Source organism: Seramator thermalis, from assembly GCF_004138125.1.
Taxonomy (GTDB): Bacteria; Bacteroidota; Bacteroidia; order Bacteroidales; family Dysgonomonadaceae; genus Seramator; species Seramator thermalis.
Genome location: NZ_RXHS01000022.1, coordinates 1 through 24667, shown reverse-complemented (window position 1 = coordinate 24667; position 24667 = coordinate 1). Strand labels below are relative to the sequence as shown.

General features: G+C 43.1%; 15 protein-coding genes. 9 read left to right on the top strand and 6 right to left on the bottom strand.

The annotated features are described in order from the left end of the window. Nucleotides 1-201: 201 nt before the first annotated feature. Nucleotides 202-1278 (top strand): [FeFe] hydrogenase H-cluster radical SAM maturase HydE, encoded by a 1077-nt coding sequence (hydE, locus tag EJN84_RS11715; RefSeq protein ID WP_129595597.1) that lies wholly within the window; start codon nucleotides 202-204, stop codon nucleotides 1276-1278. 34 nt (nucleotides 1279-1312) lie between these two features. Here the strand turns inward: hydE and EJN84_RS11710 are convergent, their stop codons facing one another. Genes EJN84_RS11710 through dut form a run of 5 tightly spaced genes read right to left on the bottom strand, consistent with a single transcriptional unit; the run spans nucleotide 1313 to nucleotide 7130 of the window. After that, nucleotides 1313-2596: a nucleoside permease gene (locus tag EJN84_RS11710; protein WP_129595596.1), complete on the bottom strand. Its 1284-nt coding sequence runs from the start codon at nucleotides 2594-2596 to the stop codon at nucleotides 1313-1315. A gap of 51 nt (nucleotides 2597-2647) precedes the next feature. After that, nucleotides 2648-4018 carry a murein hydrolase activator EnvC family protein gene (locus EJN84_RS11705; RefSeq protein ID WP_238944016.1) on the bottom strand — a complete coding sequence of 457 codons (1371 nt, stop codon included), beginning with the start codon at nucleotides 4016-4018 and terminating at the stop codon, nucleotides 2648-2650. After that, entirely contained in the window at nucleotides 4015-4863 is an 849-nt protein-coding gene (locus EJN84_RS11700) for a DUF4292 domain-containing protein (protein WP_129595595.1), read from the bottom strand. Before EJN84_RS11700 ends, EJN84_RS11705 begins: the two co-directional genes overlap by 4 nt. After that, the gene (locus EJN84_RS11695) at nucleotides 4860-6656 is read right to left on the bottom strand and encodes a tetratricopeptide repeat protein (RefSeq protein ID WP_238944015.1); all 1797 of its coding nucleotides are present in this window, start codon (nucleotides 6654-6656) and stop codon (nucleotides 4860-4862) included. The genes EJN84_RS11700 and EJN84_RS11695 overlap by 4 nt, the downstream gene beginning before the upstream one ends. A 39-nt stretch (nucleotides 6657-6695) precedes the next feature. Next, complete coding sequence (gene dut / locus EJN84_RS11690) at nucleotides 6696-7130, bottom strand: dUTP diphosphatase (protein WP_129595594.1); 435 nt, start codon at nucleotides 7128-7130, stop codon at nucleotides 6696-6698. A 158-nt stretch (nucleotides 7131-7288) separates the two neighbouring features. Here dut and EJN84_RS11685 point away from each other — a divergent pair, with 158 nt between their 5' ends. From EJN84_RS11685 to EJN84_RS11655, 7 genes are all read left to right on the top strand, one after another. Beyond that, entirely contained in the window at nucleotides 7289-8011 is a 723-nt protein-coding gene (locus EJN84_RS11685; protein ID WP_129595593.1) for a hypothetical protein, read from the top strand. 71 nt (nucleotides 8012-8082) lie between these two features. Then, nucleotides 8083-10911 (top strand): helix-turn-helix and ligand-binding sensor domain-containing protein, encoded by a 2829-nt coding sequence (locus EJN84_RS11680; protein ID WP_165004324.1) that lies wholly within the window; start codon nucleotides 8083-8085, stop codon nucleotides 10909-10911. Between the two features lie 198 nt (nucleotides 10912-11109). Next, complete coding sequence (locus EJN84_RS11675) at nucleotides 11110-14241, top strand: SusC/RagA family TonB-linked outer membrane protein (RefSeq protein WP_129595591.1); 3132 nt, start codon at nucleotides 11110-11112, stop codon at nucleotides 14239-14241. A gap of 14 nt (nucleotides 14242-14255) precedes the next feature. Beyond that, complete coding sequence (locus tag EJN84_RS11670; RefSeq protein WP_129595590.1) at nucleotides 14256-15683, top strand: RagB/SusD family nutrient uptake outer membrane protein; 1428 nt, start codon at nucleotides 14256-14258, stop codon at nucleotides 15681-15683. Nucleotides 15684-16154: 471 nt separating this feature from the next. Next, nucleotides 16155-17414: a glucoamylase family protein gene (locus tag EJN84_RS11665; protein ID WP_129595603.1), complete on the top strand. Its 1260-nt coding sequence runs from the start codon at nucleotides 16155-16157 to the stop codon at nucleotides 17412-17414. An 18-nt stretch (nucleotides 17415-17432) separates the two neighbouring features. Further along, nucleotides 17433-19733: a glycoside hydrolase family 3 N-terminal domain-containing protein gene (locus tag EJN84_RS11660; protein ID WP_129595589.1), complete on the top strand. Its 2301-nt coding sequence runs from the start codon at nucleotides 17433-17435 to the stop codon at nucleotides 19731-19733. A gap of 11 nt (nucleotides 19734-19744) precedes the next feature. Then, nucleotides 19745-21481: a family 43 glycosylhydrolase gene (locus tag EJN84_RS11655; RefSeq protein ID WP_129595588.1), complete on the top strand. Its 1737-nt coding sequence runs from the start codon at nucleotides 19745-19747 to the stop codon at nucleotides 21479-21481. 42 nt (nucleotides 21482-21523) lie between these two features. Here the strand turns inward: EJN84_RS11655 and EJN84_RS11650 are convergent, their stop codons facing one another. Further along, entirely contained in the window at nucleotides 21524-23107 is a 1584-nt protein-coding gene (locus EJN84_RS11650) for a THUMP domain-containing class I SAM-dependent RNA methyltransferase (RefSeq protein ID WP_129595587.1), read from the bottom strand. Between the two features lie 1215 nt (nucleotides 23108-24322). On the opposite strand from EJN84_RS11650, the gene EJN84_RS11645 reads away from it, so the two are divergent. Then, a partial coding sequence (locus EJN84_RS11645) for a transposase (RefSeq protein ID WP_165004321.1) occupies nucleotides 24323-24667 on the top strand: 345 nt, incomplete at its 3' end.

Here is a 24667-nt window from a genome sequence, read left to right as displayed (position 1 = left end):
CAGGGGGAGGTATGTCTTGACATGAAAAATAGCGTAATATCGCTCAATTTTTCTATAATTTTTTTACTTACTTTGCTCAAAAGCCAAGGCGTTTATATCGGATTGAATGGAAAAATGAAGAAACAAGATGAAATCAATCCCAACGACCTCCCTCAATTTTTTGGTTGCGGAATTAAGGTATAATAAAAAAACGAAAAAGCGATGTCGGTTCAATCCATCTTGCAGCAAACCGAATTTTCGAAAAGCGACATTGTCGAACTTCTGTCATCCGAAGGAGAAGAAAAACAACAACTGTTTGACGCTGCATCGCGCATCAAATTGGACAACGTAGGCAATAGCGTGTATCTGCGGGGATTGATCGAATGGTCGAATATTTGCCGAAAAGATTGTTACTATTGCGGCATTCGCCGATCAAACCATCGGGTTCACCGCTACTCACTTTCAGAAGACGAAACGATGGACGCCATCCGCTTTGCTTACGAAAAAGGATTCGGATCGATTGCCATTCAGTCGGGAGAACTCCAAAGCCGCTCGTTTATCGAAAAAATAGACCGAATCTTGACGAAAACGAGCGAAATGACTCAGGGTCGTTTGGGCATAACGCTTTCGTGCGGTGAACAAACGGAAGAGGTCTATCGGCATTGGTTTGATCTCGGTGCTACGCGCTATCTGCTCCGTATCGAAACATCATCGGAACAACTGTATCGCAAGTTGCATCCCGACGATGAGGATCACCGCCATGCAACACGGCTGAAAGCATTGGAATCGTTGAAAAAAATCGGGTATCAGTTGGGAACGGGCGTCATGATCGGACTTCCCTTTCAATCGGTTGAAGATTTGGCGGACGATTTGCTTTTCATGAAACGGACGGATATTGACATGTGTGGCATGGGCCCTTATGTGGAGCATCACGAAACGCCCCTGTATGCTTACAGAAATTTGCTTTTGCCCTTGTCCGATCGGCTCTCATTGAGTTTGAAAATGATCGCTGTACTCCGAGTGCTGATGCCCGATATCAACATTGCAGCCACCACTGCGCTGCAATCTATCGAAAAAAATGCCCGTATGAAGGCGATTGCGATTGGCGCTAATGTATTGATGCCCAACATTACGCCGAAACGCTTCCGCGACGACTATTTCCTGTACGAAAACAAACCGCTTTCATCCCAAAACGACGAAGAGGAATTGCGGTTTCTCGAAGAACAATTGCAAATGATCGGGCACGAAATCGGTTTCTTTCGGCAGGGAAATTCGTTGCACTATCAGCCGCAAAGATGAAATATCACAAGACTGCTTGAAGAATATCTGCTTCCTACACTTTTTCGGGCGAATGTTTGTATTTGAAAAGAAATGCGAACAAAACGGTTACGACGAGGGCATATCCCGCAAAAATAAACCAAACGCTTGCCCAATCACCTACAAGCAACGATTTGCTTTGACTTCCCACCGTCACATCCTGCCACCGACAATATTGATTCACTACCCATTGAGCACCCAAAGTTCCTACCGTTGCGCCAATGCCATTGGTCATCAGCATGAAGAGTCCTTGTGCACTCGACCGGATGGAAGGATCGGTCTCCTTGTCCACGAAAAGCGATCCCGAAATGTTGAAAAAATCGAATGCAATTCCGTAAACGATCATCGAAAGAATCAATAGCCATACACCACTACCGGGATCGCCTACGCCGAACAATCCGAAACGCAGCACCCAGGCACACATCGACATGAGCATTACCGTTTTGATCCCATATCTTTTGAGGAAAAACGGGATGAGCAGAATGCAAAGCGTTTCGGAAATTTGTGAAAGCGAAATGAGCATATTGGAATGCCGGACGCCAAATGTGTTTTCAAATTGCGGAACAGCTTCGAAAGAGGCAATAAAAGGATTGGCGAAGCCGTTCGTGATTTGCAGCGAAACCCCCAACAGCATCGAGAATATGAAAAATATAGCCATCTGTTTTTGTCGAAACAACCTGAAAGCGTTCAATCCCAATGCCTCAACCAACGACTTCTTTTCGGAAACCGTGCCGGTTTTGCATTCGGGCAATGTGAAAGCATAAATTGCCAGCACAACGCCTATACATGCACTTACGACAAACTGCATGGCGGAAGTTTGAAATCCCAACAAATCGGTAGCCCACATCGAGCAAATGAACCCGATAGTGCCAAAAACGCGAATCGGTGGGAATGACTTGACGGTATCGAGTCCGTACTGCGTCAGCACATTGTAGGCCACAGAGTTCGATAACGCGATAGTAGGCATGTAGAATGCCACACTCAGCGTATATAAACCGAATAAAACGGAAAATGAGACCGAAGTTCCTGCATTGAGCCCGTAGATACCCGCTGCAAGCATAAACACAGCTGCCAACCCGTGAGAGATTCCCAATAATTTTTGAGCCTGAACCCAACGGTCGGCTATAATACCCATCAAGGCGGGCATGAAAATCGATACGATTCCCTGCACGGAATAAAACAGACCGATATTTGCACCCAGTCCCGCAGGGCCGAGATATCGCGACATGGATGTCAGGTAAGCTCCCCAAACAGCAAATTGGAGAAAATTCATCAGTATGAGCCGAGTTTTTATGTTCATGATCGTACGGAATATTTTGGTGTTACAAGTTGAATCTTACAAGTTGCTTTTTTATCTGCGTATCCAGGGCGCGGGATCGAGCTTGGTGGTTTTGTGCCAAAGCTGAAAGTGCATGTTGGCAATTCCCGTATCCGGATCGGTGAAAATATCGCCCAGCGACTGTCCTGCCTTCACGTTATCTCCCTGTCTCACGTCGAGTCGTTGAATATTGGCATAGAAAGTGTAATAGTCGCCATGCCGGACAATGACGCAGTTGTTTGAACCCGGGAAAGAGAAAACTTTCGAAACTTCGCCATCGAACACTGAACGGATTTTAGCACCCGGTTGAGCCTGAATATCGATTCCGTTGCTGTTGATGCTGACATTCCACTCGCTGTTTTTGTTGATTCCGAAGTTGGAGACGATTGAAGCCGTTCCGGTAACGGGCATTGGCAGGCGACCTTTGTTTTGCGAAAAGTTTTTCGATAAATTAAAGGTTTCCGCCGAAGCAACATACACGTCTTTCGTCGGCTCAGCGGAAGTTTTGGCTTTTTCTTCGCGAGCAGGTTCCTGCGTTTTGGAAGTTGATTTACTTTTGCTTTTCGAGGCAGGCGAAACAGATTTTTGTTTTTGAGCTTCCTGTTGTCGCTTTAGTTCTGCCAGACGCTGACGTTCGGCTTCTTCGGCACGACGTCGAGCTTCGGCCTCTCGTTCCTGACGAGCCACTTCTTCCGCTATCAACTGTTCGATGCGGGCATTCAACTTAGCAGCCTGCTGTCGTTTCTGCTGCAGTGTTTTTTGTAGTTCCTGCTGTTTTCCTTTAGCTTGAGCCATCTCGCTCTCGCGGGCTTTTTCCTCGTCCGTCAATTTTTTTTGCTCATTTTGCAAATCAATCAATGTCTTTTGTTTTTCGGCTTTCGCCAGAGCCAATTCATTCTTTTTAATTTTCAAAGCTTCGTTTTTCGCTTTTATTTCTTCGGCCTGTTCCTTACGCCATCTCGAATAATTACGGAGATATTGCATCCTACGGAGCGACTCTCCGATTGATTTTCCGGAAAGCACAAAAAAAAGAGTGTTGTTTGTCCGGTTGGTTTTGAGCATGCTTTTCACCGCCTTGGCATAACTGTCTTGATTCTTTTTTAAATCAACCTCAAGTCGGGCTACTTCTTTTTCGATCCGTTGTATTTCGCCGTCAAGTGTAGAAATGGCGTCCTTCTGCACGTCTATCAATTCTTTGCGGGCACTGATTTGCTTGTTGATGAGCTGGATGCGCTGCAAGAGCGTAGTGGTTTGTTTTTTTACATCAAGAAACAATTTGTTTGTATTCTGAATCTCCTGTTGAAGAATTTCGCGTTGTTTTTGAAGGACATCAATCTGATTTGTTTGCGACATGAGTCGAAGCACGCACAATCCGAAACACAATATGAATATGATTCGTTTCATAAAAGATTGGCCGTTGTGATCATTTTGAGAATATCTGACAACGCAACTGCAGAATATCCTTTGGGAACATCCTTCGAAAGAACGAGAGGCTGATCGAACACAACATCCGAAAAAGACAATACCGAATTTATTTTTTTGTCGGCATAAACAGCTTCGATCTGCATCAGATACGGAAAAGCCTTGTCTTTGACCCATGTGAACTCGTCATAACTCCACTTTATCGAAAACCGGTAGGGTTCGTTTGTAAGCAAAGCAACCGTGATATTATCGTTTGCATTGAGCATGAATTGTTGACTTAATCCGGAAAAGGCATCATTCGCTTGTAGCTTGCAAAAGTCTTCGGAGTAGGAAATGTTGAATCGGGAAAAGTTTTCGAAGGAAACCTGTTTTGCATTCGTCGTAAACAATCGGTTGGTCAGGAGCGATTCAAGGGTATTATAATCGAATCCGAAAGGATAATTATCCTTCAGGTCAACAAGAGATTCTTTTACGAAACGTTTGTTCATTCTGTCCAAAACCACAACGGTATCGGTATCGACATAGATACGCACCATCTCGATCCCGAAAAGAGGCTGTACGGATAATTGCAACTGTCGGCCTTTCACAATCTTCAAGTTTGCTTTCGATGATACGGATCGTGAGCCGGAAGTTAAGGATAGGTTCAGCTTGGACGAAAGGGACGAAAACTGCAGCTCCCTAGAAAGGATATCTGTATAAAGCGAAGAAGCGGTTTTTTCTTCGAGAGGCGATGTGGCTGAGATAATGTGCTTCTTGGGTTTGCAAGATGAAAATCCGATCATCACCAACAAAAAAAAGACCGTTGCCGTCAGAAAAGATTTTCTCATTTGTTTTTGATATTTGTATTCGGTTCGACTAATTTTCCTGTTCTTATTTTTTCGTCGAGGGTTTTAGAATCGCTCCCCAATTCCTTTGCTTTTTTCCATTGTTCCAAAGCCTTTTCCGGTTCTCCGGTCTTGAACAGAATATCGCCATAATGCTCTAAAATTTCGGCCGAAGGTTCATTTTCGGAATATTTTACTGCATTTTCGATATAAATTTTAGCCATAGTGTAAGCACCCTGTTCATACAGAATCCACGCATAAGTATCGAGATAGGTAGGGTTTGTAGGCTCGGCCTTCACGGTGATGCTGCTCATTTGCTCGGCTTTGTCCAGATCTCTTTTTTCCAATGACAAATAATAACTGTAATTGTTTAAAACGGGTAGATTTTGCGGATTGAGCTTTAGCGATTTCTCGTAACTTTCGAAAGCAGCCTGATTATTTCCCAAGAAATGATACAGATCTCCAATTTGTCCGTAAAAATCGGCTTCCACAAGCGGATTTTCGATTTTGGCATTTTTCAAACCATCTTGAAACACTTTCAACGCTTCTTCGTATTTCCCTTGCTGGTACTTGGCACCTCCCAAATAAAAATAAAACTGCCATGCATCCGGAATAAACTGAAGTGCTTGTTCGGTGATTTGTACCACCTTGTCGAGACTATCGGGCAATGCCGCACGAATCATTTGTTCATATCCGGCAGGATCGTCGGGATTGGCAGCCGTGTATATTTCGAACTGCTTCATGGCTTCCGATTTATTGTCCTGAGCCATGAGCACGGTTCCGTAAATCATATTCAGTTTTGCATTATGAGGGTGCTGCTCGAAAAGTGTTTCGAAGAGAGGATTCACCGACTTTATATCCCCTTTGTTTTGCTGTATAACTGCAATATAACGAGAGAGCAACTCCAACTTGTTGTCCACCTCCATATCGGGATTGGTAATGGCTGAAAGCAGTGCTTTTTCGGATGCCTGCTTGTCGCCGATTTTGTCGTAATAGTTTGCCATCGAGAGTATTAAAGATGGGAAATTTGGATTGATCGACTTTGCTTTATTGTAATATTCAATGGCTTTGTTGGGCTGATTATCCTGCATATAAAGATCGCCCATCAAAATCAGATAACGAGGATCGTCCGGATTTTCATTGATAATCTGTTCGATTTCCTTAAATGCTTTTTCTTTTTGATTTAGCATAGAATACAGCTGAAACTTGTATAATGTGATATTATCCGTTATACCGACCGCTTTTTCGAGATTGTTCAGTGCATTGATAGCTTTCTTCAGTTCGCCATTGTCGGCATAAGCCTGAGCAAGCTGCATGTTCAGGTCTATTTTTTCGGGATACTTCTGCAATAAAAATTCGAGTACATCGATCACTTGCTGCTTTTGCCCCATTTCCTTGCTTAGGGCGGCAAGCAGCATATTATAATAAAAATTTTCGGGGTCGTAGCTGACGGCTTTTTTATACAAGTCGAGGGCACGAGACTTTTCGTCGAGCACATTATAGAAAGTTCCGAGCTCGACAAGTACATTGGCATTGGTAGAATCGATTGCATAGCAGTGCCGGAAAAAATCGAATGCTTCGGCATACTTTTCCTGCGTTTTTGCATTGAGGCCTTCAAAAAAATAATAATCGAATTTACGTTGGGCTTTTTCGTCGAGAAACGTATCTTCACTCGATATCGCCGATTTGTCGGTCTGTGCAACGATAGATTGGGTAACGACCGGGCACAAAACCATAAAAATAAAAACATGAAGAAAATAACGAGAGATATGATACTGTGTGCGATATTTATTCATTGATTGTGGAATATGATGATAATAGTAATCGTAGAAATTTCAACTTTTTCCCGTATGTCCGAATCCCCCCGAGCCACGCTCGGTCTCCTCCAGCTGATCAACCGGAAGCCATTCGACGCGAGCATGCTGAGCAATAACCATCTGACAGATTCGCTCGCCATCATTCACGACGAAATCCTGATCGGAAAGGTTGATCAGAATGACACAAATTTCGCCGCGATAATCGGCATCAATCGTACCGGGAGAGTTTAAAACACTTATGCCGTGTTTGATGGCGAGGCCGCTTCGAGGTCTGATTTGAGCTTCGTACTTCTCGGGCAATTGAATGAAAAGTCCGGTTGGAATTAAAATTCGTTGCAGAGGTTTCAACGTTACCGGGGCATCAAGATTGGCTCGCAAATCCATTCCTGCCGAACAGGAAGTGGCATATTCGGGATAAGGATGTTTGGATCGATTTACGATTTTAACCTGCATATTATAGGGATGAACAGAGATTAGCAATCTCTTTGTTTAATATGCGAAATTATGAATTTCCTTTTAATTATCGACAGATTTGATGAAAATTATGGAAAAAAGCACATTATGGCCGCAGTTTAATCATCGTAAACAGAAAAAGATTATCTTTGTATGTGATGAGTAAACAGGATGACATATTGGCAAATCTCAGAAAAACTCTTTCGGAGGAAGGTGTAGATTCATTTCATATTCTGGAAGAACTTATCCCGATTGAAGAGCAAATCGAATATTTTAGATACTTCGAAAAAATACGTCTCGAAAATGAGCCTTTTGAGCGAGATCACGAAATTTCGCTACTGTTTTCGCCCGACGTATCGATCGAACGAAAAAAACTCAGTCTCTGCAAATTGGCATCTGTTCCCGACATAGGTGCTTACCGATCCATCGAAACCTATCACAGCAGTCCGTTAGAGCCTGAACTGAAAAACTGGTCGACAATGGCATTGGTCAGCAGCAGAATTGTACTTAGCTCGGATCTGTCAGGGCATCAACAAATATACATTTCGTCGGGACTGGGAGGTCATGACAAGAGGCTCCGATTTTTCGCGCTTTTTGCAACCGCAGACCGTAAGCCGTTTACGGACTTGCAGAAAGAAATTGTGGAAAGAGAATTTCGATTTCAGCTTGAAATGTCGGATATCGAAATCGAAAAATTCGAAATACACGACAATTATTTTACCCTGCTCATCCTTTTTCCGTTCGAAATTGACGTAAAATCAATTCTCAATGCGGCTATCAGCGAATGCAACCAATATGGCAACTTTCTTGATGAAAGATATCTTTTCACGAATTTGAAGATATTATCAGAACAAGAAATTGAGCGTTTGCTTTCAAAATAAACATCACCTTTTATTCCGAAAGTATGCCTTTTTTTTCTCGACTCAGAGTCTTTCTTGTTACGGGAATAATCATGTTTACTTTGGATTGTGCCGTTCTACGTGCACAAAGCATACCATTTGTCCCTCCCTCCTACAACTACGGAAGCAACACATATAATGCCGGCAGTCAGAACTGGTCGGTGGCACAAGGCAAAGACGGCGTGATTTATATCGCCAACAACGACGGGCTGCTCTCCTTCGACGGCGTCAACTGGAAACTGCATCTTCTGCCTTTTAACCGGGGTGCTAAATCGGTGTATGTCGATCAGTATGCCGAAAAGGAAAGAATTTATGTAGGTTCATTCGAAGAATTCGGATACTTCGAAAAAAATACTGCAAATCAGCTCGAATATCATTCTCTGAAAGCACTTCTCAAAAGTTACACCTTTCACAACGACGAAATTTGGACGATTCACAAACTCGGCGACGAGATATTTTTTCAGTCGTTTTCCTCCTATTTCGTTTTCGACGAAACAAAACGCACCCTAACGGCATACAATCCCGATCCTGGCCCCCTATTTTTCTTTCGTGCAGGAAACAGCCTATACGGTCAATTCATCGGAGACTCTTTTTCGCAATACGATGGAAAGGGATTCAGGCCATTACTCGCTCGCAACGATTTGAGAAACGACATGATAGCGGGAGTAGTTCCGACAACCTCCGGCATGCTGCTTTTCCTCACAAAAAGAGGAATTCTGTCTTATGATTCCGGATCAAGCCGGCTGACCACGTGGAACGAAAGAGTGGATAATTTACTGAAAAACGCAACGATCAATCGTGTATTATCCCTCACCGATTCAACATTCGTGATCGGAACACTCGAAGACGGACTCTATGCCTTTCATTTGGACGGTTCTCTGTTGTGGCATTTGAACAAAAGCAACGGGCTATACAATAATACGGTACTGGGACTTTTTGGCGATAGGGAAGGCAATGTATGGGCTGCTCTCGACAACGGTATCTCTTATATCCAGCCCAATTCACCTTTCTGGTTTTATGAACCCACATCCATTCAAATCGGTTTGGTGGAAGATATGCTTATTGATCGTGGAAATTTATACCTTGCAACCAATCAGGGAGTGTATAAATACAGCGAAAATCAAATTCGACCTATACCGGGATTTGAAGTACAGTCGTGGTTTATCCGGAAATTTGACAACCAAATATTCGTAGGACACAATCGTGGCACTTCCCTATTGGAGAACGATCGCAACATTCCGATCAGCGAATCGTTTTCGGGTGGTATGGACATGGAAAACATCCGTCTGAACGGCAAGGATATACTATTGCAATCCACTTATTCGCCATTGCAAGTTTACGACAACCATAACGGACGATGGCAATTCAGTCATCGTATCACCGGATTTGCCGATCTCATCAATAACGTAGAAGTTGACCACGAGGGCAACATTTGGGCAGGACACATGTACAAAGGATTCTACCGACTTCGTGTCGATCGCGATATTCGCAACATTGTAGAACAGGAATATTACACAGCCCTCGACTCGGCACAACGTTTTCGGACCCCTTTAAAAATCATGAAACTGAGAGGACGAATCGTTTTTTCGGATTTCCACAAATTCTACACCTACGACGATATCAAACGACAAATCGTTCCTTTCGAACAGCTAAATGAAGACCTTTCGGACATGGCCGATACCTATAAAATGATTTCGGTGAGCGATACCTCGTTTTGGCTTGTCAGAGAAAACGAATATACACTCATCAACTATGAGCAGGGAACCTATATTGTTCGTGAAAAAATTCCTTTCGGCATATTAAACAACCCGCCGAACAAAGGAAGAGGCAATGTGTATGTGGATGAAAACGGCTTATCGTATTTTTTTCTGAACGGCGGAATCGGGAAATATCTCGCCAAAAAAGAAACACGGCAGACTTGGAAAAAACTTTTGCTGGCAGGTGTCTCCATCTCTAATCGAAAAAAGATGGAAATGAAATTCATTCCCGTGAACAAGAAAAATTTTATCCCCTATTCCGAGAACAATCTGACATTTCAGTTTCAATACCCCAACTTTTCGAAAGAAAAAATTTATGTGGAATGCTTTCTCGACGGATATGACTCCGGATGGATGCAAATTGACAACAACACGTTGACCGTAAACTACACAAATCTTCCCGCAGGCGACTATGTGCTAAAAGCTCGAGCCGTAGATGAACTACAAAACGAACTGTCGAACTTGACATTCTCCTTCCAGATAAAAACTCCCTGGTATCGTTCGAGCTGGATTATCGTAGGATATATTTTACTATTGATTGCATTCCTGTCATTTGTCACGCAAAGTTATCTAAACAAAGAAATCGACAAAAAAAACAAGCTTTTCCAACAACAGGAAAAAGAACGTCTGGCCCAACTCGAGCATCAGGAAAAACTGATTACTCAACTTAAAAATGAACAGCTCGAAGCAGATCTGATGCACAAAAGTAAAGAATTGGCCAATGCTTCGATGCTCATCATCAATCACGAGGAATTGCTAAAAGATCTAAAGGAAATGATACAACAGTTTGTGCGGGAGGGAAAAATACAACGAGCACAAGGCACCGATTTGATTAGGCTGATCGATCACAACCTCACCGACGAAGATCAATGGGAGCAGTTTCAACATAACTTCGACCTAATTCACGAAAACTTTTTCAGAAAGCTGAAAGAAAAATATCCGGCTCTCACACCTGCCGATTTGAGGCTGAGTGCCCTTCTCCGTCTAAACTATTCGTCGAAAGAAATAGCACAAATGCTCCATCTCACTCCGCGAGGAGTGGAGGCCGCAAGGTATAGATTACGCAAAAAATTAGCACTCGAAAGCGAGGAAAATTTGATCGAATTTATGATTAATTTCAAATAAATTGCCCTTTTTACAGTAATCCACACACTTATTCAGTATGCTATTTATCAATAGATTAATATCTATAAACGTAGGATTGAAGTACCCATTCAAAACATGTTATAAAACATAACGTATTTTTAAAGCGGGTCAATATTTGCACGGGTATCAAACTTCACATTCCTTTACACCGTTTAAAATTTTAAAAAGAATTGACCCATGAAATTAAAATTGAATTTTATTTTGACTTTGCTTCTGGTTCCTCTGTTTGCGTTTAGCCAACAATTGAACGTAACAGGAACAGTAACAGAAAAATCGACCGGCGATCCTGCAATAGGCGTCAGTGTGTTAGTGAAAGGTACGACCAACGGTACCGTCACCGATATTAATGGAAAATACAATCTAAGCAATGTTCCCAGCAATGCCACATTGGTTTTCAGCTATATCGGCATGACAACCGTTGAAGAACCGGTGAATGGACGCACAACCATCAACGTTAGCCTGTCGGAAGACATACAGGCATTGGAGGAGGTTGTTGTGATCGGGTATGGAACAGCACGAAAAGTTGATTTAACAGGTTCGATTGGAAGTGTTACGAATGATGTAATTTCGAAACAGCCTGCTCTCAATGCATTACAATCTGTTCAAGGTAAAATTTCCGGTGTAAATATTGTCAATAATGATGCACCCGGATCTTCTCCGACAGTTGTTATTCGTGGTCTGGGCACCGCTTTAGGAGGGCGGGAACCTTTGTATATTGTTGATGGCTTTCCTGTTACTGATATAAAAAATATCAGTTCTTCGGACATTTTAACTATGGATATTCTGAAGGATGCAGCGTCCGCTTCTATTTATGGAGTACGTGCGGCAAACGGAGTTGTACTCATTACTACGAAAAAAGGGAAAACAGGCAAACCTAAAATTAGTGTTGAATCTTATGTTGGGATGAAAAACATTTTGAATCAAGTGAAAATGGCCAATGCTCAACAATATATTGAACACTATAACCAAAATCAACAGATGATAAAGATCGCTGATCCGACAAAAGACCCTAAACTATTAAAAGATGCTTCAGCACAACCTTATGACACTGATTGGTACGATGAGCTAATAAGAACCGGTATTACAACAAACAACCTTGTATCGATTAACGGTGGAAGTGAAAATGTTAGTTACTATGTTAGCTACAATTATTATGATGAAGCAGGGATATTGGACGGTCAAAACTACAGAAGATCAACCATCAGAAATAATAACGAATACCTTCTGTTTGACAAGAAACTAAAAATAAATCAAACAGTAAATCTCTCGTTTTCAAATGAAACTCCAAAACCGTTTGGAGCATTTAATGAAGCTTATCGCCAATCGCCATTGGTCCCGGTTAAATACCCCAATGGCAGGTGGGGTATGCCTTTCGTAAATACTACCACCGGTATTGCAACCTATGAAGGAGCTCCAACCGACAATTTCGGACTACTAAACTCGATTGGTAATCCTGTTTATACGGTTGAAAGTTATAACCGGAAAAATAGCACATTTACCCTCCAGGGTGGTTTCGAAGGAGAATACAAGATTACAGATTTTCTGAAAGTCAATTCACGTTTTGGAGCGACAAAGTATTATTCTAAAGAGCGTTCTTTTTCAGACATAAAAGATGCGTGGCTTGCTTCTGACCCAACACGTACGGAACAGCAGTTTGAAACATTAAAAGCCGCAAATCCATCGGCACTTTCGTATGCTTATAATTCACTCAATCTGAGAAACATTGATACTTATCGATGGACTTGGGAAGGTTTTGCTACATTCAACAAACGATTCGACAAGCATAACCTGGAAGCTATTGTCGGACTATCAAGAGAAGAATATGGGATTGGCAGCATGAGTTCTATGTTAGGATACGAAGTACCGTCAAAGTCTCAATACTGGAACATGAGCATGGTATCGGGCGATTACACGACTGAGACTGAACAATACAGCTATACACCTACAGCAATCGCCTCATACTTCGGCCGTGTTCAATATAATTACGACAACAAGTATTATTTTTCGGGTGTTATTCGTAGAGATGGATCGAGCACTTTTAAGGAAAATGGCGAGTTTTGGGGTACTTTCCCATCCATAGGATTGGGTTGGACTATCTCTCAGGAAGATTTTATGAAAGATCAAGATTTCATCAATTATCTTAAATTAAAAGGTACTTGGGGGGAACTCGGGAACCAAAACATTCCATTAAACATTTCACAAGTCATTACGAATCCCGGCAGTGCCAATACCAATTACGTATTTGGTGCCGATCAACACCTGGTATATGGAGCATCTTTCGGAACTCCGGCTAAAGACCTGAGCTGGGAAGTCACACGTGAGTGGGGATTCGGCATCGATTATGCTATTGTAAATGAAAAATTGTCGGGGAGCATTGATTATTACAATAAAACCAATACCAATGCGATTTTATTAGTAAATCCTATTCTGGACTCTCCATACGAAGGAAGTTTCTATGATCATGGAGCCAAAGTACGTAACTCGGGTGTTGAATTCTCGATAAATTGGAGAGACAAACTTGCGAACGGGCTTGTTTACGAAATTGGGGCAAATTACTCTTACAACAAAAATCGTGTTCTGGACGTAAAGCCGACATATAACGGAGCCACCGGAGGCAGTTTAAATGACGGACAGATAACGAAACGTTTGCAAGAAGGACAACCCCTTTATGCATGGTGGATGTATGAAGATGATGGAGTTTGGCAAACACAGGAAGAAATTAACAATGCAAAGGTAAAATATGGTACTCCCCAACCGGGTCAATTAAAGTACAAAGATCAAAATACCGATGGAGTAATCGACGATCGCGACAAAATATATTTTGGTTCGTACTTACCTACAAGTAACTATTCTATTCATTTGGGATTTGAATATAAAAATTTCGATTTCAATCTCGACGGTTATGGAGTTGCAGGCAACAAAGTGTATAATGGTTTGAAATATGGTAGGATTGACGGCGGAGAAAATATTGCGGAATCGACCTTTAAGAAAAGATGGACAGGTCCGGGCTCTACAAATGTTCACCCGGGTCCTAATAGAATGCCGAGAGCGTCATCCTATTATCTTGAAAGTGGAGCATTTTTCAGAATTAACAATATTTCGTTAGGCTACACCTTCAATAATCTGATTGCCCAAGGCACGAGTTTGCGACTGTTTACTACAGCACAAAATCCTTTCATGTTTACCGGTTATTCGGGATTCACACCCGAAATCAGTTCCGATGGAAATCCAAGCCTTACCCCCGGCATTGAGCTATCGGCTTATCCAACCACCAGAAACTTATTATTTGGTATAAATTTGCAATTCTAAAAAATAGATTGATCATGAAGAAATATAAAAATATAGCATTTGCAAGTCTTTTGATGCTACTTGTATGGTCTTGCAGCGACAACGATTTTCTCAACGTTGATTCGAGAGAAAGAATCGAAGCGCAAGACAGTGAAGAAAATTATACTCCCGAACAATTTTTAACGGGAGTATATGGGATGTTTACGGATTGGGATTACGCCTTCTCTTTTCTTGCCGTTACTGAAATTATTTCCGATAATGCCGATAAGGGAAGTTCTCCCGGTGATACAGGTGCCGACAAAAACCTTTTCGACGAATTGACGTTTACAAGTACGGCCGGTTCTTTAAGCGCAATGTGGAGCAGATGGTACAAGACAATAGGACGAGCTACCCAATCTATCGAATATACGAAAAATTATGGGCTAACAGACGAAACCTATAAAAACCGATTAATAGGAGAAGCAAAATTTTTACGTGCAATATGTTATTTTTGGCTTGTCAGAGGTTGGGGTGATGTGCCACTCCAGCATGTCAATGCTGCCGAAAGAGCTCCCAAAGAAGAAGTTTATGCATTTATAGAGCAAGATTTAAAAGATGCAATGGCTGTATTACCGAACTCTTATAGTGAAAGTGATTTGGGGAGAGCAACTAAAGGTGCAGCTCAGGGATTATTGTCAAAAGTCTATCTGTACGAAAAAAAATGGCAAGATGCCTATGATGCTGCAAATGAAGTTATAACCTCACCGGCCTACGGATATGAATTGTTGGATGATTACTCGATGATCTGGCGCGTCGAAGGTGAAAACTCTTCAGAGTCTCTTTTCGAATTTCAGGCACGAGGCGATTCGCCTGCACATGGTATTCAGCAATATTCCCAGACACAAGGTGCACGCGGAACAACCGGATGGGGTTGGGGATTCAATACTCCGTCAGAAAATCTGCTGAAAGCTTTTAACGATGAAGGAGATGTAATTCGGAGAGATGCTACCATCATGTTTCGAAATTCTGTTCTCTACGATGGATATCAACTAGGAAATACCGAAAATCCCATGTATAACTATAAGGCATATTCGAGTAAGAACAAAGGAGCAGGTGATACCGATAAAAATATTAGATATTTACGCTTGGGAGAGATCTATCTTATCAAAGCTGAAGCTGCCAACGAGTTGGGACAAACAACTCAGGCATTAGGTGCTCTAAATGAAGTTCGTAGAAGAGTTGATCTTCCGGATGTTACGACCACGAATAAAGATGAGCTCCGCAAAGCCATCTGGAAAGAACGTCGATTAGAGCTAGCTTTCGAACATGATCGCTGGTTCGACCTTATTCGAACAGGGCAGGCTAAAGATGCAATGACGGCTAATGGGAAAAACTTTGTTGTTGGCAAACACGAGTTGTTTCCTATTCCCAACCAACAGAAAATCGATACGCCGGACATGACCCAAAATCCCGGATGGAACTAAATGAATTTATACACGAATAATTTGGCAAAGAGTTGGGAGAGAATATCTCTCCCTCTCTTGTTTTATTACAATACAGCATTCGGTTTCAACCAAATGAAAATTTATATTTTTCGATCAAGTCTTTGATACTCGAAAACTTTCATTTAGATATTGATCTGAAAAATGTACCTCGAAAATATTTCATATTCATCAAATAAAAGGAGAAAGATGTAAAGTGGCTTTTACGGATATTAATTGCGGCTTGTGATCCATCAGGATTCTTATTCCTCCTTAAAACTTTCAAAAAACAATATATAATATCACGTGAAAACAAAAAACAAAAGAAATACTATATCCCGATTCAGGATACCCTTCATTACATCTGTCAGCATCATCGTATCGTTTTTCCCTGTATCATGTAATGATAAAAGCAACAATAATGCTGAAAAAGAAAATTCTTACGAGAATGTCGAAGAGGTTACCAACCGTCCCATGACTTTTCCCTCCGACGACGAATTTCTCGATTTCATCCAGCAAACCCATCTCAATTATATGTGGGAGGGAGCGGAACCTACATCAGGGCTTGCTCCCGAACGTATCCATATCGACGGCGATTATCCGCAGAACGATGCCGATGTGGTAACTACTGGCGGAAGCGGGTTCGGAATAGCCGGCCTCATTGTAGGTATCGAACGCGCATTTATTCCTCGATCGGAGGGTGTAGCGCGACTTCATCAAATTATAGATTATTTGGGAAAAACCGATCGTTTTCACGGCATGTGGCCGCATTGGATGTACGGTCCAACGGGAAAAGTGAAGCCCTTCGGGCAAAAAGACAACGGAGGCGATTTGGTGGAAAGTGCTTTTTTGATGCAGGGATTGCTTTGCGTTCGCGAGTATTTCAAGAATGGAAATGACTCCGAAAAAATGCTCGCCGCGAAAATCGATACCCTCTGGCGCGACATGGAATGGGACTGGTATCTCAATGGCAAGGACGTTCTGTATTGGCACTGGAGTCCCGAATATCAGTGGGAAATGAATTTTCCGCTCGAAGGATACAACGAGTGTCTGATGGCTTATATATTGGCCGCATCGTCGCCCACACACACCATTCCTGCTTCGGCTTACCACAACGGATGGGCGCGCAAAGGTAATATCGTAAGCGATAAAATCGCCTATGGTTTGCCACTGATTTTAAAACACAACGGTGCCGAGAAGTACGGCGGTCCGCTTTTTTGGGCTCATTACTCCTACATCGGGTTGAATCCGAAAGGGTTAAAAGACCAATATGCCGATTATTGGCAACTCAACCGCAACCAAACGCTGATCAATTACCGATATTGTGCCGAAAATCCGAAAGGATACAAAGGCTACGGCGAATCGTGCTGGGGACTGACCGCAAGTTATTCCGTGAACGGATATGCAGCTCATGCACCGATGAAAAACGATCTGGGAGTCATTACGCCTACGGCGGCGTTGTCGAGTTTTCCTTACACACCGGATGAATCGATGAGAGCGCTTCACCATTTTTATTTCGCGCTGGGCGATCGAATTTGGGGGAAATACGGCTTTTACGATGCTTTCAGTCTTCAAGATCGTTGGTACCCAAAACGCTATCTGGCTATCGATCAACTCACGATTGCCCCGATGATCGAAAATTATCGTACAGGATTGCTGTGGAAACTATTCATGGGTGCACCCGAAATTCAACAAGGATTAAAAAAACTCGGATTTACATATAACCTATCATAAAACGAAATTTTTTGGAACATGAAAGATTTGAAGTACGTTATTATTTTAGTTTTGAGCTTAATAATTATTTCGAGTTGCGATCAGAAAAATAAAAACTCGGAAACATCTCACGGCAAATGGAAAAGTTTGAGTGGCGACAAGCGCATTGAGCAACGGGTAGATTCCGTGCTGAAATTGATGACTCTGGAAGAGAAAATCGGTCAAATGACACAGTTCTCTGCCAACTGGTCTATCACGGGCCCCGTCATGTCCGACGATTTCAAACCCTATCTATACAAAGGTTTGATTGGAAGTATTTTCAACGCAACCTCAGTGGAAGGCATCCGTAAGCTGCAGCAGATAGCTGTAGATTCCACTCGTTTGGGAATCCCGATTCTCTTCGGACAAGATGTGATTCACGGTTATAAAACGATATTTCCGATTCCGCTGGGTGAAGCCTGTTCGTGGGATTTGGCGATGATGGAACAGACGGCACGAATAGCAGCCATCGAAGCCGCTTCGGACGGTATCAACTGGACGTTTGCCCCCATGGTTGACATTTCGCGTGATGCCCGCTGGGGACGTGTGATGGAAGGGGCCGGCGAAGATCCCTATTTGGGAAGCCGTATAGCCGAAGCCCGAGTAAAAGGTTTTCAAGGTGAAGGAGGATGGCAATCGTTGTCGGATGTTGCTACGCTTTTGGCTTGTGGAAAGCATTTTGCCGCCTATGGTGCTGCTGAATCGGGTAGAGACTATAATACGGCCGAACTTTCGGAACATACGCTTCGCAATGTATATTTGCCGCCTTATCAGGCCGCATTGGAGGCCGGTGTGGGTACTTTCATGGCTTCGTTCAACGAAGTGAATGGCGTTCCGGCCACAGCCAGTCGTTGGCTATTGACCGACATCCTTCGCAACGAATGGGGATTTCGCGGTTTTGCGGTTAGCGATTATACCGGTATCAACGAGCTGGTTCCACACGGCGTGGCAAAAGACGAAAAGCAGGCTGCCGAACTTGCAGTGAATGCCGGAGTGGATATGGATATGACCGGCGCTACATATATCAAATATCTCTCCGAGCTTGTCAAAGAAGGCAAAGTATCGGAAAAAACCATCGATAATGCCACGCGCAGTATTCTCGAAATGAAATTTTTACTGGGTCTCTTCGACGATCCCTACCGATATCTAGATGAAAATCGGGCAAAAGCAAACACCGAAAAGCCCGAATTTATCGAAACGGCACGAAAGGCTGTAGCCTCATCGTTAGTTTTACTCAAAAACGACAACGATCTTCTTCCGATAAAAAAAGATCGGGCTGCCCGCATCGCGCTCATCGGACCACTTATGAATGATTCCGTCAATCTGAATGGCGAATGGGCCGGATTGGGAGATCGGAATAAAAGCGTTTCGATTCTCAAAGGGATGACCGAAGCCTACAAAGGCACAACTGTGAAATTAAATTACGCTCAGGGTTGCACAATCACCGAATCGAGTCCCGCAAGCATCGCACAAGCCGTTTCTGCCGCACGCCTTTCCGATGTTGTGCTGGTGGCTGTAGGCGAAGATTTCAACTGGTCGGGCGAAGCAGCCTGTCGTAGCGATATTCGGTTGCCCGAAGCACAACGACAATTATTGAAAGCATTAAAAGAAACGGGAAAACCCATTGCCCTGATCGTGTTGAGCGGGCGCCCGCTCGATTTGTCGTGGGAAGACTCACAATTTGACGCTATCCTCCAAGCCTGGTTTCCCGGAAGAGAAGGCGGGAACGGAATTGCCGACGTAATCTCAGGTGAATACAATCCGTCGGGACGTCTGGTGATGTCTTTCCCACGCAATGTCGGGCAAATTCCCATTTATTATAATCACAAGAATACCGGTCGTCCTGTAGACCCGGCTCATCCCGATGTCGATTACAAATCGCGCTATCTGGATGTGGCTACCACTCCGCTTTATCCTTTCGGATATGGATTGAGTTACACAACGTATGCTATCGGTAATGCCAAAATCGATAAATCGACGATGAAGTCGAAAAACGATAAAATCACGGTTTCGGCAACTGTCGAAAATACCGGTCCGATGGATGGCGAAATGGTTGTACAACTCTATGTTCGCGATTTGGTAGGGAGCGTAACGCGACCTGTGAAAGAATTGAAAGGATTCCGGAAAGTGGCATTGAAAGCCGGTGAAAGCAAACCGATAACATTTGAACTTTCGTCGGAAGATTTGGCTTTTTATGGTATCGATATGAAAAAGAAAACCGAACCCGGCGAATTTAAAGTGTGGGTTGCCCAACATTCGGCCGACAATTCCAACGAACTTTCATTTTCGGTTACAGAATAATATGGACTGAAATGAAGAAAAATAAAATTGTCTTTGCATTGATTATCGTTTCAATTGTCGGTATTCTCGATATCGGACTTCGGGCACAACAAACCCGATCGACCACGTATTGCAATCCGCTCGATGTGGATTATACCTACATGATCTACAATTCCGATCGGGATATTTCTTACCGATCGGGAGCCGATCCGGCAGTGGTGGAATTTCGAGGCGAGTATTATATGTTCGTAACCCGATCGATGGGATATTGGCATTCGTACGATTTGCAGAACTGGAATTTTATCGAACCCGAGAAATGGTATTTTCAGGGAAGCAATGCTCCTGCGGCTCACAATTACAAAGATTCGGTGCTTTACGTAACCGGAGATCCTTCGGGATCGATGAGCATTCTCTACACCGACAATCCGAAAAAAGGCGATTGGAAAGCGGTTCCTGCGATTCTGCATAATTTGCAGGATCCCGATTTGTTTATCGACGACGATGGTTCTGCTTACATGTTTTGGGGATCGTCCAACCTCTATCCTATTCGCGGAATGCGATTGGACAAAAATCATCGATTTTTGCCCGTGGGCAAACCGGATTCTTTGTTCAATAAGAATATGGAACTGCATGGTTGGGAACGTTTCGGAGAAAACAACGGCGATACCATACCGGGCTATATCGAAGGTCCGTGGCTCACCAAACACAACGGCAAATATTACATGCAATACGCCGCGCCCGGAACGGAATTCAATGTCTATGGGGACGGGGTGTACGTAGCCGATCACCCGATGGGGCCTTATATGTATGCCCCGAATAATCCGATCAGTTTTAAACCGGGAGGTTTTATGAATGGGGCGGGACATGGAAGTACGGTGCTTGGACCGCAAAACACCTATTGGCACTTTGCGTCGATGGCTTTATCCTACAATGTCAACTGGGAAAGACGTCTTTGCATGTACCCGCTCTTTTTCGATCGCGACGGACTGATGTGGACGGATGCTTCTTATGGCGACTATCCACATTTTGCTCCGTCGGAACCCGGGAAAAAGGGTGAATTTGCCGGATGGATGTTGCTTTCGTATAAAAAACCGGTCAAAGTCTCTTCTACTGTGGAAGATCACACGGCGCAAAAGTTGACGGACGAAAAAGCCAAAACCTTTTGGCTTGCCGAAAGCAACGACAATATGCAGTGGGCGGAAATCGATTTGTTAAATCCCTGTACGGTAAGAAGCATTCAGATCAATTATTTCGACTACAAATCCGATCTATACGGTCGTATCAACGGATTGCGACATCGATATACGGTGGAAGGTTCGCTCGACGGCAAAACGTGGCAAACCTTGATCGACAAAAGCAACAGCTACAGGGATGCTCCAAACGATTATGAGGAACTTACCCTACCGCAACGGGTGCGTTATGTTCGTTACAAACACATGGAAGCACCGACACCGCATCTGGCGATTTCCGATATCCGCATTTTCGGGACAGGCAATGGCGAAAAACCGCATAAAGTAAACGGATTCAAAGTGGAAAGAAAAGACGACCGGCGTGATGCTTTTTTAACGTGGAAGGCTCAGGAAAATGCGCAAGGATATAATATTCGATGGGGAATCGCGCCGGATAAACTGTACAACTCGTGGCTGATTTACGACAACAACCAATTGATGATGCGCTCACTTACTACCGATCAGCAATACTATTTCACGATCGAGGCTTTTAACGAAAACGGGATCTCCGAACAAAGCACACCTATTCATGTGAAATGAATGAATCCGCTATTATGAAAGGACAAAAGAGTGGCCGGACGGTCACTCTTTGTTCTTTTTGGGAGATGATGGTCCGAATTTTCTGTCGGAACGGAACGTTTTCTTTTCGCTCGTCCCTCTTCTTTCTTTTTTCTCAAATCGTGTGTTCGATGAGGATTTTTCGTTGAACTTGCGCGCAGGTTTAAAATCCCGTTTAGGGCGAAACTCGCTTTTCCCCTGCTCATCTTCCGACAATCTCTCTCTACGTTTGAAAGGTTTCCGTTCAAACGACGGATTGTCGCCGCGATCGCGATTTTTATCTCCATTCACACTTTTGTGAGGTCTATCCTCATTCTTAGCAGAGAAACGTTTACCCCGATTGGACGAAAAGTCTTTTCCTTTGAAATCTTCATAAGGTTTTCGCCGTGGCACATCGACGGATTTCCGTCCTCTACGTTCGCGACGAATGGCATTTTCGGGACGTTCGTCGCGATCATGCTCCTCGCGCTTGCCCGAGAATATTTCGAATTCGCGCATTTCGCATTCCAGTTGCCCGTTGAAAAGGAAAAAGCGCTTTGTGGGTTTTAATCCGATTTTATCGAAAAGTTCTTTCCGATAGCTCAGTATATAAGCGTCATATCCCACAAATACGTGCTTCAGCCGCTCGCCGATGGTGGCATAGAGGGTTTCGATATCGTCCACCTTGATGCGTTCGCCGTAGGGAGGATTTGTCATCAGTACGCCGGGAGGCTGTGGCGCTTCGCTATATTGCTGTATCGGTTTCACCGAAAGATCAATATATTTCTTCAACCCGGCATTTTTTATGTTTTTTTCGGCAACGGCAATCGCTTTCGGCGAAATATCGGAACCAATGATGCGCAATTGGAAATCGCGTGCACCGGAGTCGTCGTTATAAATCTCGCTGAAAAGCTCTTCGTCGAAATCGCTCCATTTTTCGAAAGCAAAATGTTGGCGATGAATTCCGGGAGGAATACCCAGAGCTATCATTGCAGCTTCGATGAGCAATGTTCCGGACCCGCACATCGGATCGATAAAAGTGCTTTCGCCCCGCCAACCCGATTTCAGAATCATACCGGCAGCCAGCACTTCGTTAAGTGGAGCTTCGGTTTGCGCTACACGATAACCGCGCTTGTGCAAAGATTCACCCGAACTATCGAGCGACAACGTACATTTGTTGTGCGAAACGTGAATATTAAATACCAAATCGGGATTGGTTACACTTACTGAAGGACGTTTGCCATATTTTTCGGTAAACCAGTCGGCAATGGCATCTTTGGTACGATAGGCGACAAACATGGAATGGGTGAAAATATGCGAATTTACGACGGCATCGATCGAAAAAGTTTGATCGAGTGTGAGATATTGATCCCAATCAACCGATTTTAAAGACTGATAAACTTCATCGGCATCGCGTGCCATGAACTGAAAAATCGGTTTGAGAATATGAAGCGCCGTACGGCAATGGATGTTTGCTTTGTAAAGGAGGGCCTTATCGCCGGTGAAAGATACCATTCGAGTGCCGATTTCTACATTTTCTGCACCCAGAGAAAGGAGTTCTTCTGCGAGTACGTCTTCGAGTTCGGCCATCGTTTTGGCGATAATCGGGAATTGTTCGGATTTATTCATTCTGAATGTTTCGAGAAATAGACCGTAAAGATACGTGATAATTTTCAATCAACCCATAGGCCGGAGGTTTTAATGTTGTGATGATGTGAGAAATAATTCATTCAACATTCACAAGTCTCATTAGCCCACGTCCTCATCAGATCGCATATGCTTTAAATGAGCCGGAAGAAAGTTTGGCCGTCTCCATCAGGAAAACTACCCAGTTTCCTTTGTATGAAGTATGGGAGATGCTTTTCGTCTATAATCCGCGAATTACAAGAAGTTCTGTTTATAGAACATTTTGTAGAAACCATGTCAATCGGGTTCCACCGGCAGGAAAGGGAAAAAGCCGAAAAGTTTAAGGACCATGAACCGGGCTGTCTTCACGTGGATGTGACCTGTTTACCTATGTTCGCTTGATAAAAGACATGGCGGAGTGAGAAAAGAACCGGGCGTAAAAACCCCTTTTCGGGCCGTCGAAAAACCTGTGGTGAGCAAAGCCGAACCATGGTTTGTGCTAAAACCTGAAATTTTTAAACAAAATCCTCTAAGTACATGACAAAAATTTAAAGATATCGATATTTGATTGGAAACCAGCATTTAAAAGCACTGTTGCGATAAAGTTAAGACCATATTTGAAATAACTTTTTGCCATTCTACCGTTGTTTAGAATTCTGATAGGCTTATGATTTTCATGTAAATAAATCCCGACTAAATACTTTCAGATAAAGACAAGTTAAACTCCAGCCAATCAAAATCATTCGAGAAGTTCTGACGGAATCGTTGTTCACACGATTTGCCATACCTTCCCATCTGGAGGAAATTAATCCTGCCGGGGATAATTATGTATAAAATTAATGTCTCCATAAGGAACGATTTGAAACTTTTGTTTAACTTAGTAGTTAGTTTATTTAAAACGTCACTACAGATATCCCTATATTGGTTAAGTATGCTGGTTTTGTCCATCTTTACAGTGTTTGGAATTACTATAAAGATACTGATAATCAGCTACTTAACCTTCTTTTTTTATGTTAAACTTTGTTATATAAAACATTGAATATTAATTAGTTAATTGAATATTTACCGAACTATTGTGAAAGAATATTAACCGGTGATCGCAAGGCGATAGCCATTGATCCCAGCTACATATCCAAATCAGGAAAGTGTACTCCCTGGATTGGTTACTTCTGGTCGGGTACAGCCGGACAGGCAAAAAGAGGGTTAGAAATTCTTGGTGTGGGTCTCATTGACATAGACAGTAAAGATTGTATCAGTCTTCAGGCTGTTCAGACACCGGACAGTCAAACTCTGGAAAGCAACGATATTGGCCTGATCGACTGGTATCTTCTTGTACTAAAATCAATGGAAGAGAAACTTCACAAGATAAGCCCTTATGTGGTAGCCGATGCCTATTTCTCCAAAAGCAATTTTGCAACCGGTTTAAAAGAAATGGGCCTACATCTTATCAGCCGTTTCAGAGATGATGCCGTTTTATTTTATCCTACACTGGAAAAGCCAACGGGTAAAAGGGGCAGGCCTAAACTCTACGACGGCAAGATTGATATGGATAATCTTGATAAA

Excerpts from the sequence above, each read along its gene's own strand:
- EJN84_RS11650 (WP_129595587.1), bottom strand. The coding sequence starts at position 23,107 with ATGAATAAATCCGAACAATTCCCGATTATCGCCAAAACGATGGCCGAA.
- EJN84_RS11680 (WP_165004324.1), top strand. The coding sequence starts at position 8,083 with ATGTTTACTTTGGATTGTGCCGTTCTACGTGCACAAAGCATACCATTT.
- EJN84_RS11710 (WP_129595596.1), bottom strand. The coding sequence starts at position 2,596 with ATGAACATAAAAACTCGGCTCATACTGATGAATTTTCTCCAATTTGCT.
- EJN84_RS11695 (WP_238944015.1), bottom strand. The coding sequence starts at position 6,656 with ATGAATAAATATCGCACACAGTATCATATCTCTCGTTATTTTCTTCAT.
- hydE (WP_129595597.1), top strand. The coding sequence starts at position 202 with ATGTCGGTTCAATCCATCTTGCAGCAAACCGAATTTTCGAAAAGCGAC.
- EJN84_RS11670 (WP_129595590.1), top strand. The coding sequence starts at position 14,256 with ATGAAGAAATATAAAAATATAGCATTTGCAAGTCTTTTGATGCTACTT.
- EJN84_RS11685 (WP_129595593.1), top strand. The coding sequence starts at position 7,289 with ATGAGTAAACAGGATGACATATTGGCAAATCTCAGAAAAACTCTTTCG.
- EJN84_RS11675 (WP_129595591.1), top strand. The coding sequence starts at position 11,110 with ATGAAATTAAAATTGAATTTTATTTTGACTTTGCTTCTGGTTCCTCTG.
- EJN84_RS11700 (WP_129595595.1), bottom strand. The coding sequence starts at position 4,863 with ATGAGAAAATCTTTTCTGACGGCAACGGTCTTTTTTTTGTTGGTGATG.
- EJN84_RS11705 (WP_238944016.1), bottom strand. The coding sequence starts at position 4,018 with ATGAAACGAATCATATTCATATTGTGTTTCGGATTGTGCGTGCTTCGA.
- EJN84_RS11655 (WP_129595588.1), top strand. The coding sequence starts at position 19,745 with ATGAAGAAAAATAAAATTGTCTTTGCATTGATTATCGTTTCAATTGTC.
- dut (WP_129595594.1), bottom strand. The coding sequence starts at position 7,130 with ATGCAGGTTAAAATCGTAAATCGATCCAAACATCCTTATCCCGAATAT.
- EJN84_RS11660 (WP_129595589.1), top strand. The coding sequence starts at position 17,433 with ATGAAAGATTTGAAGTACGTTATTATTTTAGTTTTGAGCTTAATAATT.
- EJN84_RS11665 (WP_129595603.1), top strand. The coding sequence starts at position 16,155 with ATGACTTTTCCCTCCGACGACGAATTTCTCGATTTCATCCAGCAAACC.